Raw genomic sequence first — 13452 nt, forward strand, 5'->3', positions numbered from 1 at the left:
TGTAGTTTTTTGATGAGGTTAATGATTAGTAGCGATAATTGACTGTCATCCCAATCGTGCGTGGTCGCCACGTGCGATCAAAGTACAAGGTAGAAGGCACGGTGTCATGCTGATGCACCAGCTCAGGCAGGGAATTAAAGACGTTGTTGATAAACAGCGAGCCATCCCAACCGTTCCAACGCACACCGGCGCGTAAGCCCATGATTTTTGTCTCCGGCATGCCGATAGCATACGGGTCGTTGGCGCCATTGGCGGGATTTTGAACGGGCGTTTGGCCTTGTTGACGGGTGTTGAATTGATAGTCGCCATGCAAATACGGTTTGATGTCTTCAAAGCCGGTGAACTTATAATCGGCGCTCAAGGTAAAGCTCCACGGCGTGGTCGATAAAAAATCACCTTTGGACACAATTGGCGCACCTTGACCGGTCGTTCCAGCAATCACAGTTTGGCTGTAACGCGCATTGGTGTAGGCTGCTTCAAGCGACAACAATAAGTTGGCAACAGGTTTAAAACGGATTGAAGTGTCAGCCCCTTTGCTAATCGCTGCGCCTAAGTTAGCGGCGAATTCATTACCGCATCCTGGCAAATACACGGCTTGTTGAATATTGCTCCAATCAACGTAAAACGCGCTGCTGTCAATTTGCAGGCTACGATTTAAGAAACTGTTTTTTGAACCAATTTCGTAGCTCCACAAGGAATCGGATTTGTAGGTAGCTGGCGCACCGGTCAAACCTAAGTTTTGTAAATCTGCTGCGCACAAGGTGCCTAAATCGGGATTAATACCGCCAACGCGATACCCTTTTGCCGCGGAGAAATACAACAAATCATCGGCATCGGGTTGCCATGACAAACCAAACTTTGGCGTGACTGGCGTTTCCTTCAAACTCGATACAGTGCTCGATGCAACAGGGCCAATAAATGGGCCAGCGAAGTTTTCGACACCATCCGATTTAATATTGGCGACCCGCAAACCGGTGGTCAATTTAATCGTACTGGTCAGATCAAAATCAGTTTGACCGAAGAGGGCAATTTGTTTGTCGGTGGCGCTAAATGGGCCTTGATTAACCAAGACGCCCGGCGCCAAACCCGGAAAAGGTTGCAAGCCGGCTGCGTTCATCACTGCCAAGTCGGTCATTACTTCCGTATTACGTTCTACTTGGCGCGATAAGAATAGACCAGCGACCCAAGTTAAGCGTGCTTTGGGATCGGAAGATTGCAGCTTTAACTCTTCAATCACATTGCGTTGACTATCTGTAAACGTCGCGGAGCCGGTTCCACCGGCATTACTGGCATAGGGATTGTCCAGAAATAAGGTACCTAAGAATTGGGTGTAATCGCTGCTGCCCGATTGATCACGGGCAAAGTACGACGTGCTCGAGGTCAATTTTGACCAGCCCAAATCCGAGTTGATTTTTACCGCCCACAGGGTGAACGGGTCTTTGCTGGTGTTTGGTAAGGCATTACCGTTCAATAATGTACCGTTGGCAGGATCGGATAGCGATTCCCAATAGGCGCTGGTGTCATTGAGCTTGAGTTCTTGGTGATAGACCGAAGCAACAATGCTGGTGTCTTTGCTGGCCTGCACTTTTAAGGCAGCGCGCGCTGTCGAAGTGTCTTGCCAGTTGGCGTTATGTTGCACCACGCCACTAGGCAAATTGGTGGCAGGATTGACGCTAACACGATCGACATAGCCGCCATCATGGCGCGTCGAGGCTGACACACGCAATCCAACCACATCGGTTACCAAGGCAGTGCCAAAGGCAGCGCCCGCTTCGTAACTCGGCGCGCCAAATTTAGTCGAACCAACTTCGGAATGCAGGTACACGGACTCTTCATTCAAACTTGGTTCTGGCTGGATAAAGCGCACTGCGCCGCCTTCGGAGCCCGCGCCAAACAGCGTGCCTTGCGGGCCGCGCAGCATTTCAACGCGCTCTAAATCAAATAATGCTGGAAATGGAGAAATCGAGCCGAACGATAAATGCCGCGTTTGAATCGGCGTGTCATCAATATAAACACCGGTAGTGGAAGCACCCGCGCTGGAAGAAATTCCGCGCACCGAGACTTCAGAACCTTCGTCGTTATAGTTACCGGTGGCACTCGTAGCACTGCGGCTAAATTCCACGCCCGGCATGATGCGGGTCAGATCATCAATGCTGCGTATGCCTTCGTTATCGAGTTGCTGTGCAGTGATCGCTTGCACGCTGACTGGCGTGTCTTTGAGCAGCGTGGCACGGCGTTGCGCGGTGATTGTTACTTGCGGAATTTCGTTCGCTGCGCCAACGGCCGCCGCGCTCGTTTTTTGATCGGTTTGCTGGGTTGGCTCTGGTGCGGCTTGTTGCGCTATGACGTTCATGGCATAGCCAGACAGCGTCGCTATCATACCGAGCGCGCAGACTCGACTAATCCTGTTATTTTTCTTCATGTACTCCATCTCCCCTATTGTTCAATGTGTAGCGCTTGACCGATTTTTAATAAGAGTTTGGTCAATGCGGCAGTGCCTAATTGGTCGCTTCCCGTCGTTGATGCAGCTCGATCAATACCGATCAGCTACTGCATCACAAGGCGGTCAAACCCAAAAAAGGACAATCAATAGTAGCAATGGCACATGGTGCTTCATACCTAGCAGATGCTAGGGGCTACAACATAACAAGAGAGAATGCAGAAGCGAGTACAGGATGGGCCAGCGCCGTAGGGCGCAAACTTAAGAATGTGCCGTGCGCGATTTTTTACCCAGCGCGATGCCGAGTTCAATTTTATTTTTGACGTCCAATTTGGAATAACATTGGGTGAGGTAGGAGCGCACCGTGCCGGGCGAAAGATTAAGCGACGTCGCGATTTCTTTGTACGAATTGCCTTTGGCAAAAGCCAGCGCTACGGCTTCTTCGCGTGGCGTTAACGCGGAGGGGCGAATCTGCCCGCATTGCAGGCGGATTTGCTTTCCTGTCGTTTTCTCGTTCCAAATGTTAATGCTCTTACCGCGAAATACTTCACTATTTCCGGTGCCGAACAAGCGCCGCAGTTTTTCTGGCAAAACGTTACCATCCCACTCGGGAAATTCCGCATGTAATTTTGCGGCAAAGACTGGGCTGATTTCCACAATGTGTCCATTCAAATCAACCAAGCAGGCATTCGGTATTTGGGTTGAGGACTCGCTGGCTAAGGCTAGTCGTAAATTAATTGACCAAGCTTGCACCAGATGCCCGACCGCGGATTGCATCAATTGACGCTCGGCTTCATTAAATTCCGCGCCCTGCCCATTTCGAAACACCGACATAAACATACCTACACCGCTGGCCGGATCTTTTTGCGCGGACGTTATGCCAAAACGCAGCCCGTATTTATTATCGAACGCATTCATCGCCGGGCTGCCATTCAAGCCGCCATCGTTCCACATCACGACTTGCCCTTCGGATTGATCAAGCTCTTGCACCAAGGGATCTTGATCGATGACTTGGATGAAGTCGGGCACAAAGCTCGCATCCAATTTATACAAGGACGCCTGAGCAACAAGCAGGCGCTGTCTCTTATGCAAACCTGTACCCCACCAGGCCGAATCAATGTTGAGCAAGCGATCCAACAAACGAAATGCTTCAGGGCGAAATTCATCGACTGCCACACGACTAGCGGCCGCATACAAGTCGAATAGAAATCGACTGAACTCGTCGTTCGACGAATGAATGTTCCACTTTAGGGATTCGTTCAATTAATGCACTCCAGTTGCACGCGCTTGCTTTTCCATTACGGTTGCTGGCAGACAACGACAGCAGCAATCCGGCTCATTCAAACCATACAAATATGTACGAAAGGAATCGGGTATAGACTTCGTAATTAATTTCTTTTCGGAAATTATGAACAGCACTTGGTATCGCGTCAATTTTTTCGGATTAAAGGTTGTGAACGTCAAATCCGAACTAGCCCCGCAAATAGCGCGTCAATAGTGCCTTCAGCGACCAACAAAGCTGGTCAAAATGGGAGTGTTGAAAAACATTATTTCTATATTGGACTACAATATTCCTGCACGGAAATCAAAGGTTTCGCTCAAAATCGTTGATTTTTTGTAATTGGAAGTGATCAAACCCAGTTTTGCACGAGCGAGTAAGTTTGCGTCCGCTAGGCTAACCAGTAGTGTTGCTTGAACTATTGGGAAGCCAAACGCGCAAATAGACGTTGAAAATATTTTGTTTGTTGACGCAATACGCACCAAATATTTTTATAAATCGACAAAACTTTCTACCGACGAGGATAACCATGACGCAATTATCGCGCCGTCAGTTTCTCAAGATAACCGGAACAACGGTTGCAGGCTCTAGCCTGGCGCTGCTCGGATTTATGCCGACAGCCGCACTTGCAGAAGTACGGCAATACAAACTTTCTCGCACGACGGAGACGCGCAATACTTGCCCGTATTGCTCCGTGGGTTGCGGCATATTGATGTACGGACTTGGTGATGGAGCCAAGAATGCGACCGCTAGCATTATTCATATCGAAGGCGACGCAGATCATCCAGTCAATCGCGGCACATTGTGTCCGAAAGGCGCGAGCTTGATCGACTTCATCCATAGCCCGAATCGCTTGCTGGCACCAGAATACCGTGCGCCCGGCACTAACGAGTGGCAAAAGATTTCTTGGGATGACGCCCTAGACCGCATCGCCAAATTGATGAAGCAAGATCGCGACGCGAACTTCATCGAAAAAACTGCCGATGGGAAAACCGTTAATCGTTGGCTCTCAACCGGCATGTTAGCCGCTTCCGCCACGAGTAATGAGACAGCCTATTTGACCCACAAAACCATGCGTAGCTTGGGGATGTTGGCATTTGATAATCAGGCGCGTGTATGACATGGTCCGACGGTGGCAGGTCTTGCCCCGACGTTTGGCCGTGGAGCGATGACGAATCATTGGGTAGACATCAAAAATGCTGATGTAATCCTCGTCATGGGCGGCAATGCTGCCGAAGCACATCCTTGTGGCTTTAAATGGGTCACAGAAGCAAAAGCACATAATAAAGCCAAGTTGCTGGTCGTTGATCCGCGCTTTACGCGCACCGCATCGGTGGCCGATTATTACGTGGCAACGCGCACCGGAACGGATATCGTGTTCCTTGGCGCGATTATTAATTACCTGTTAAGCAACGACAAAATTCAGCACGAGTATGTCAAGAACTACACTGACATGCCTTTCATCGTGCACGAAGACTTTGCGTTGAACGACGGGCTGTATTCTGGCTACGACGAAAAAGCGGGCAAGTACACTGACAAATCGTCCTGGAGTTACGAGCTTGGCGCGGACGGTTACGCCAAAGTGGATCCAACGCTCCAGCATCCACGTTGCGTCTATCAATTAATGAAGAAGCACTATTCGCGTTACACCACCGAAATGGTGAGCAACGTGTGTGGCGTGCCAGCGGAAAAATTCAATCACATTGCCGAAACGTTAGCCTCGACCGCCGTACCGGGTCGCGCCGCAACGATTTTGTATGCATTGGGTTGGACACATCACAGCACCGGCGCGCAAACAATACGCACTGGCGCGATGGTGCAGCTGTTGCTCGGCAATATCGGTATCGCTGGTGGCGGAATGAACGCTTTGCGCGGTCACTCCAATATTCAAGGCTTAACCGATTTGGGCTTGATGTCCAATCTGCTGCCCGGCTACATGACGTTGCCATCCGAGAGCGAGCAGGATTTTGAAGCTTACATTGGTGCGCGCGCCAAAAAACCTTTACGTCCGAATCAGCTTAGCTATTGGAAAAACTACCGCGCTTTCCACGTCAGTTTGATGAAATCGTGGTTCGGTGATGCCGCACAGGCGAGCAATAATTGGGGCTACGATTATTTACCTAAGCTCGATAAACCGTACGATTTGATGCAAGCCATTGAGTTAATGCATCAAGGGAAAATGAACGGCTATATCACCCAAGGTTTCAACATCTTGGCCTCGGCACCGAACAGCAAAAAAGTATCGGAAGGTTTATCCAAGCTGAAATTCTTGGTGGTGATGGATCCATTGGCGGTTGAAACAGCCGAATTCTGGAAGCCGCACGGCGAGTTCAATGACGTCGATCCAAGCAAAATTCAGACCGAAGTTTTCCGCCTGCCAACAAGCTGCTTCGCAGAAGAATCCGGTTCCTTGGTCAGTTCGTCACGGGTCTTGCAATGGCATTGGCAAGGTGCCGAACCACCGGGCGAAGCACGCAGCGATATCGACATCATGTCGGGCTTATTCTTGCGTCTGCGCTCGCTGTACAAAACCGAGGGCGGCAAATTCCCTGACCCAATCCTCAATCTGACTTGGCCGTATGCAAAATCGTACAGCCCGCGTCCAGAAGAGTTGGCGCGCGAGTTCAACGGTCGGGCATTAGCTGACGTGGTCGATCCGAAAGACGCCACCAAAGTCTTGGTTAAAAAAGGTGAGCAGCTAGCCGGTTTTGCGCAACTGCGCGACGATGGCAGCACGACTAGCGGATGCTGGATTTTCTGCGGTTCCTGGCCTCAAACCGGTAACAACATGGCGCGCCGTGACAACAGCGATCCAACTGGCATCGGTCAAACCTTGAACTGGGCTTGGGCTTGGCCAGCCAACCGCCGCGTGTTGTACAACCGTGCTTCGTGCGACGTGAACGGTAAGCCATTCGACCCAACCCGCAAGCTGATTTCTTGGAACGGAACAGCGTGGACTGGCGCCGATGTGCCGGACTACAAAGCCGACGAACCACCAGAAAACGGCATGGGCCCGTTCATCATGACACCAGAAGGCGTTGGCTGCTTCTTTGCCAGCAAAGCGATGAACGAAGGTCCGTTCCCAGAGCATTATGAACCGTTTGAAAACCCGCTCGGCTACAACCCGCTGCATCCGAAAAACCCACGCGCCACCAGCAATCCAGCAGCACGCTTGTTTGCAGGCGACCGTGAGCAATTAGGTACGCACGAAGAGTATCCGCATGTGGCAACTAGTTACCGTTTGACCGAGCACTTCAACTATTGGACTAAACACGCGAAGTTGAATGCCATTGTTCAACCTGAGCAGTTTGTCGAGATTGGCGAAGAGCTGGCTAAATCGGTCGGTGTCAAAGCCGGGGATCGGGTCAAGGTAAGCTCTAAGCGCGGACACATGGTAGCCAAAGCGGTGGTCACCAAGCGTATCAAGCCCTTAACGATTGAAGGCAAAACGGTACAAACCGTCGGCTTGCCGCATCACTGGGGATTTGCGGGGGTAGCTAAACCAGGCTATTTCGTTAACACACTGACGCCAGAAGTAGGCGATGCGAATACCCAAACACCGGAATTCAAATCGTTTTTGGTCAAAGTCGAAAAAGCTTAGGGGAACACTATGTCACTTCAATCTCTTGATATTAAACGGCTCTCGGCCACTACCGTTGAGCCACCATCCGCGCGCGAACCGATCACCGGAACCGTCGCCAAACTGATCGACGTCACCAAATGCATAGGCTGTAAAGCTTGCCAAACGGCGTGCATGGAGTGGAACGATCTGCGTGACGAAGTCGGTGAAAACCACGGCACGTACGACAATCCGCGCGATATGTCCGAACATTCTTGGACGGTGATGCGCTTTTCGGAATACGAAAATCCCAACGGGAATTTGGAATGGTTAATCCGTAAAGACGGCTGTATGCACTGCGAAGACCCAGGTTGTCTCAAAGCCTGTCCTTCGCCGGGCGCCATTGTCCAATACACCAACGGCATCGTCGATTTTCATGAAGAAAACTGCATCGGCTGCGGCTACTGCGTCAGTGGTTGCCCATTCGATGTGCCGCGAATTTCCAAGAAAGATAATCGGGCTTACAAGTGCACTCTGTGTTCCGACCGTGTCGCCGTGGGTCAAGAACCGGCATGTGTTAAATCCTGTCCAACTGGAGCCATCGTGTTCGGCACCAAAGAAGACATGAAGCAGCACGCCGAAGAACGCATTATCGACTTGAAATCACGCGGCTTCGATCAAGCTGGCTTGTACGATCCAGCCGGTGTGGGCGGTACGCACGTCATGTACGTGTTGCACCACGCGGACAATCCATCGCTGTATCACGGCTTGCCCAACAAACCGCGCATTTCACCAATGATCGGTGTCTGGAAAGGCTTAGCTAAACCTTTGGCAGTTGCGAGCATGGCAGCAGCAGCCTTGATCGGGTTCTTCCACTACACCCGCATCGGCCCGAACGAAGTCAGTGAGGAAGAAGAGCGCGAAGCCATTGAGGAAGCCCAAGCAAGTAAGGAGGCGCATCATGAGTAACGAGAAAGAAAATTTGCAGATCGAACGGTACACGCCCAACGATCGCAGCTTTCACTGGGCGACAGCTATTAGCTTCATCCTGTTAGCAATCTCTGGCTTAGCGATGTTTCACCCGGCGTTGTTTTGGTTGTCCAACCTGCTCGGCGGCGGTCAATGGACGCGCATTTTGCATCCGTTTATCGGACTGTTGATGTTTGGCTTGTTTGCGATTTTGGTGTACCGTTTTTGGCACCACAATTTGATGGAACCGGTCGATTGGCAATGGCTCAAGCAAATTGACGACGTGCTCAATAATCGTGAAGAAAAGCTGCCGCACATCGGTCGTTATAACGGCGGACAAAAGCTGCTGTTCTTCACATTGCTTGGCTGCATGATCGGTTTGCTGTTGTCGGGCTTGGTCATTTGGCGGGCGTATTTTTCTTGGATTTTTCCGATTGGAATAATACGTTTTTCTGCTCTACTGCATGCCTTCTGCGCGTTTATTCTCATTACCAGCATCATCGTGCACATTTATGCCGCAATTTGGGTCAAAGGCTCGATCGGCGCGATGGTACGTGGCAAAGTGAGTTTTGGCTGGGCGCGCAAACATCATCGCCTGTGGTTTGATGAAATTGTCAAAACGCCTAACGAGAAGCAGTAAACATTGCAACAACGATCACTGTCCCTACTCATCCGTCCATCTATCGAATAGCGAAATAGTGTGACAACCCAGCCGACGTTAAAGTACCGCGTCGGCTGTGGTTTTAAAAATGGTCTAAACTACCCTATCTCTATTGTCCGCGTGACGGATACCTTTCAAATTTTGCATCTGCTACTGGAATAATCTTGGTACAACGAATCATTGAACGTGGCGAAATCGAATCGCTCGACCACACTGCGCTTCCGCGTTTGCTTTTACCGGAAACAGCAGAAGCGACATTTACCGCCCGCACTAAGCGTTTGGCTGACTTAGCGGCTGGCAAGGTTGCCGGCATCGCTTTCAACCCAGCGTTAAGCGGCTACTTAAACTTGATGCGCGAAGTCACTGCGGCGCAAGCCGAAATCGCGGCGGAACTAAGCGCAACCGATTTGGACATGCCAGACCAAAAGTCGCTCGACTTGGCGCTAGAACACATGATGCCGCCCTTGGCTGCACAATTAAAACGTCCAGCGATTTGGCACGCGATTCTCAATAAATTGATCGACAAACTGGCCCACTCAAACAATGGCGAACGCATCGAACTCAACGCCGTATTGACCAGCTTGCGCGCACTCAACGAGGAAGAACTCGACGAGCAAGCCGATGCCGTGCTCGCTCAGCGGCATGAAGACGTTAATCCGGCGCAAGCGCCGTTCATCGCCGCCGCCTTGCAAATACTGTGGACCGCCCGCGCCGCCAAACTCAAGCAGCAACAAGTGCCGATGTTGGAAACGTTCACGCTGTGCCCCGTCTGCGGTTCGCATCCAGTCGCCAGCGTCATTCGGATCGGCGGACAATCGCAAGGTTATCGCTATCTCACCTGCGGCATGTGCGCCAGTCAGTGGCACATGGTGCGTATCAAATGTGCCAGTTGCGAGCAAAACGGCAAAATTTCCTATCAAGGCCTCGATCCTATCGACGCACCCGAACCAGCCGCCGCGCCGGACAATAAAGCCAATGATCCACGCAAATATGTGCGCGCCGAAACCTGCGGCGATTGCCATTGCTACACCAAGATTTTTAACCAAGAACACGACTACAACGCGGAACCGTTTGTCGATGATTTAGCCAGCTTAACGCTCGACATTTTGGTCAGCGAAGCCGGTTACACTCGCGGCAACACAAATCCTTTGCTGTGGTTTGGAGAAAATGCATGACATCCGCCGCGCCAGTAACACCTTTTCCTAATCGAGCAGTTCGCCTGCCTTCGGTTGATAAGGTATTGCTGGAAGCCGGTGAATTAATTGAACAGCACGGGCGCAGTCGGATTGTCAAAGCCGTGCAATCGGTGTTGGCCGATTTACGCAAATCGGCTTTGGCAGCAGAAGCACCTTCCGAAGCGCCGAGCATCGCCACCATCATCAACCAAGTCAGCGCCCAGCTTGAGCAGCAAGATCGCTCGAATTTAAAAAAGATGTTCAACCTGACTGGTACGGTGTTGCACACCAATTTGGGTCGAGCGTTATTACCCGATGTGGCAGTCAAAGCGGTGGTCGATGCGATGACTTCGCCCACCAATTTAGAATTCGATTTAGACACGGGCAAACGCGGCGACCGCGATGATTTAGTCGAAGAGTTGCTGTGCGAATTAACCGGTGCCGAAGCCGCCACCATCGTCAACAACAATGCCGCCGCTGTTTTACTGTTACTCAACACCATGGCAATGGGCAAAGAAGTGATCGTCTCGCGCGGTGAATTAGTTGAAATCGGCGGCGCATTTCGTATCCCCGACATCATGCAACGCGCCGGTGCCAAATTGCGCGAAACAGGTGCCACTAATCGCACGCACTTGAGCGACTACAGCAATGCGATCAACGCCGATACCGCGCTCTTGATGAAAGTCCATTGCAGCAATTACGTCATCACCGGCTTCACCAAAAGTGTCGAATTATCCGACATCACTGCCTTAGGACGCGAACGTTCGATCCCGACTGCCGTTGATTTAGGGAGCGGCACGCTGATTGATTTAGAGCAGTTCGGACTAGTGCGCGAACCGACCGTGCGCGAATCTGTAGAAGCTGGCGCTGATCTGGTCACGTTCAGCGGCGACAAACTTCTGGGTGGCCCGCAAGCCGGCATTATCGTTGGTCGCGCCGATTTAATCGCGCAGATCAAACGCAATCCATTAAAGCGGGCATTGCGGGTCGGTAAGCTCACCTTAGCCGCCTTGGAGCCTGTATTAGCGCTCTATCGCTCACCGGAATTGCTAACCCAACGTTTGACCACGTTCCGATTGCTCACGCGCCCAAGAACAGAAATGCAGCAGCAAGCCGACATTCTTATCCCGCTGTTACAACAACAACTCGGCGCGGCTTATCTGGTCCAAGGTGAAGAAATGGCCAGCCAAGTTGGCAGCGGCGCGTTACCAATCGACCAGTTACCGAGCTTTGGCCTGACGATACGCGCCAACCCAGCGCACAAACAAAGCAATCCATTAGGCCGACTTGAAGCCGCATTCCGGCATTTACCGCGCCCAGTCATCGGGCGCATTGCCAATGACACTTTCTTTTTGGATTTACGCTGTCTGGATGGCGACCAAGACGAATTTATCGCGCAACTCAACTTACTAAAACCATGATTGTTGGCACCTCCGGACACATTGATCACGGTAAAACCACATTAAGCCGCGCCTTAACCGGCGTCGATACTGATCGTCTAAAAGAAGAAAAAGAGCGCGGCATTTCCATCGAGCTCGGCTACGCTTACACGCCTTTACCAAATGGCGATGTGCTCGGTTTAATCGATGTGCCAGGACACGAAAAGCTCATTCACACCATGGCAGCCGGCGCAAGCGGCATCGACTACGCGCTACTCGTCATCGCAGCCGACGATGGCGTAATGCCGCAAACGCACGAGCATTTAGCGATCTTGGAGCTACTCGGCATTCAACGCGGCGTGGTCGCGCTGACCAAAGTTGATCGAGTTGACGCCGAACGTATCGCAACCGTTAAAACCGAAATACAGCATTTGTTGGCCGAGACACCCTTCGCAAACGCCCCGATCTTCGCCACCCAAGCGCATCTGGAAAACGATGTTGGTGTGGCCGAACTGAAAGCCCACTTAATCACGGTGGCGCAGTCTCTGGCAAAAAAGGAATCGCGCCAACTATTTCGCTTAGCGATTGATCGCGTGTTCACGTTAAGCGGTAAAGGTTTATTCGTCGCCGGAACCGCCTCGTCGGGCTCGGTCAGCATCGGTGACACAATCACCTTAGCGCCATCCGGCAAAACGGTACGCGTGCGCAGCATCCACGCCCAAAATCGGCCGGTAGAAATCGGCTACGCTGGTCAGCGTCTTTCCATGAATGTGGTCGGCATCGAAAAAGATCAAGTTGACCGCGGCGACTGGGCCACAGCAGCAGCGTTGGCGGAATGTTCCAACCGACTCGATGTGGATTTGCAATTACTCGCCAGCGCTGGCCTAAGCTTAAAGCCTTGGTCACAAGTGCACGTGCATCTTGGCGCAGCGCATCGAATTGCCCGCGTATTGATGTTAGACGGAGAAACCATCGAACCAAGACAGCGCGCACGAGCGCAATTAGTTTTTGACCGCCCAGTGCATGCCGTTCCCGGGGACCGTTTCGTCATCCGCAACGCCCAAGCGCTACGCACGATTGGTGGTGGCCGCATTCTCGATCCGTTTGGCCCTGCGCGCAAACGGCGTAGCGCGGAACGTCGTACATGGCTCGATGCGCTCAGCAATTTTCTCGCTAGCGACAATCCACAATTATTGATTCAACACAACCCCGTTGGCATTCGTCGCTCTATGCTGACAAGGCTAACTCAACGCGCTGCCGATCAATTGCCCACGAATACGGATTCAGTCGAAATTCCCTTGCGAGGTGACGACGCGATTATTTTGTCGCGTCCGGCATTCGATGCACTTAGCACCAAAATCGTCGAAGCGTTACGCAGTTTCCACAGCAGTTTTCCCGATGAAATCGGCCCGCAACATGCACGCCTAAAACGCATCGTCGCGCCCGAGATCGACGACACCTTGTGGCGCAGCCTAACCGAGCAACTGATTCAACTGGGCAGCATTGTTGCGCAAGGCCCGTGGCTGCGCTTACCCGAGCACAATGTCGAATTGGAACCCGCGCAGCAAGCATTGGCTGACACCTTGCTCGCTACTCTGCACGAGGCGCAATTCGATCCCCCGTGGGTTCGCGATTTGGCCAAGCAACACCAACAAAATGAAGAAGTGGTACGCAATTTATTACGCAAATTAGCCTTGCGCGGGCAGGTCTATCAAATCGTGCGCGATTTGTATTGCCATCCACAGCTTATTGCTGAGTTAGCCAAACTCATCGAATCGATTGCCGCCCCCGCAACGCCGACTAGCAGTTATCGCCAAGTCAACGCCGCCGCGTTTCGCGACGCCAGCGGAATGGGTCGTAAACGCGCGATTCAATTTCTGGAGTTCTTCGATCGCGTCGGCTATACTCGCCGCCTGCGCGATGTGCACGTTCTGCGCACTGACAGCCCTTGGCAAAGCGAGAATACGTAGTACAGTAGTTTTAAGCAGCA

8 protein-coding genes are annotated in these 13452 nt (G+C 51.9%); 6 read left to right on the forward strand and 2 right to left on the reverse strand.

The window, feature by feature from the left end; all coding sequences use genetic code 11:
* Positions 1-25: 25 nt before the first annotated feature.
* Entirely contained in the window at positions 26-2422 is a 2397-nt protein-coding gene (locus E2I14_RS13000; protein WP_165967827.1) for a TonB-dependent receptor, read from the reverse strand.
* A gap of 279 nt (positions 2423-2701) precedes the next feature.
* Positions 2702-3703 (reverse strand): response regulator transcription factor, encoded by a 1002-nt coding sequence (locus tag E2I14_RS13005; RefSeq protein WP_133329197.1) that lies wholly within the window; start codon positions 3701-3703, stop codon positions 2702-2704.
* Positions 3704-4248: 545 nt separating this feature from the next.
* On the opposite strand from E2I14_RS13005, the gene fdnG reads away from it, so the two are divergent.
* The 6 genes from fdnG (at position 4249) to selB (ending at position 13432) form a co-directional block, all read left to right on the forward strand.
* Positions 4249-7320, forward strand: coding sequence for a formate dehydrogenase-N subunit alpha (gene fdnG / locus E2I14_RS13015; RefSeq protein ID WP_165967828.1), 3072 nt, complete (start codon positions 4249-4251; stop codon positions 7318-7320).
* A 9-nt stretch (positions 7321-7329) separates the two neighbouring features.
* On the forward strand, positions 7330-8247 hold the full coding sequence (gene fdxH, locus E2I14_RS13020; protein ID WP_133329203.1) for a formate dehydrogenase subunit beta: 918 nt from the start codon (positions 7330-7332) through the stop codon (positions 8245-8247).
* Complete coding sequence (locus E2I14_RS13025) at positions 8240-8887, forward strand: formate dehydrogenase subunit gamma (protein WP_133329205.1); 648 nt, start codon at positions 8240-8242, stop codon at positions 8885-8887. The genes fdxH and E2I14_RS13025 overlap by 8 nt, the downstream gene beginning before the upstream one ends.
* 185 nt (positions 8888-9072) lie before the next feature.
* Complete coding sequence (gene fdhE / locus E2I14_RS13030) at positions 9073-10083, forward strand: formate dehydrogenase accessory protein FdhE (RefSeq protein ID WP_133329207.1); 1011 nt, start codon at positions 9073-9075, stop codon at positions 10081-10083.
* Positions 10080-11504: an L-seryl-tRNA(Sec) selenium transferase gene (selA, locus tag E2I14_RS13035; RefSeq protein ID WP_133329209.1), complete on the forward strand. Its 1425-nt coding sequence runs from the start codon at positions 10080-10082 to the stop codon at positions 11502-11504. The genes fdhE and selA overlap by 4 nt, the downstream gene beginning before the upstream one ends.
* Positions 11501-13432 (forward strand): selenocysteine-specific translation elongation factor, encoded by a 1932-nt coding sequence (selB, locus tag E2I14_RS13040; RefSeq protein WP_133329211.1) that lies wholly within the window; start codon positions 11501-11503, stop codon positions 13430-13432. The genes selA and selB overlap by 4 nt, the downstream gene beginning before the upstream one ends.
* Positions 13433-13452: the final 20 nt, after the last annotated feature.

This window comes from Sapientia aquatica (genome assembly GCF_004358105.1).
Lineage (GTDB): Bacteria > Pseudomonadota > Gammaproteobacteria > Burkholderiales > Burkholderiaceae_D > Solimicrobium > Solimicrobium aquaticum.

Bases quoted from the DNA above. Each gene is read 5' to 3' on its own strand.
- selB (WP_133329211.1), top strand. From the start codon at position 11,501: ATGATTGTTGGCACCTCCGGACACATTGATCACGGTAAAACCACATTA.
- fdxH (WP_133329203.1), top strand. From the start codon at position 7,330: ATGTCACTTCAATCTCTTGATATTAAACGGCTCTCGGCCACTACCGTT.
- selA (WP_133329209.1), top strand. From the start codon at position 10,080: ATGACATCCGCCGCGCCAGTAACACCTTTTCCTAATCGAGCAGTTCGC.
- E2I14_RS13000 (WP_165967827.1), bottom strand. From the start codon at position 2,422: ATGAAGAAAAATAACAGGATTAGTCGAGTCTGCGCGCTCGGTATGATA.
- E2I14_RS13025 (WP_133329205.1), top strand. From the start codon at position 8,240: ATGAGTAACGAGAAAGAAAATTTGCAGATCGAACGGTACACGCCCAAC.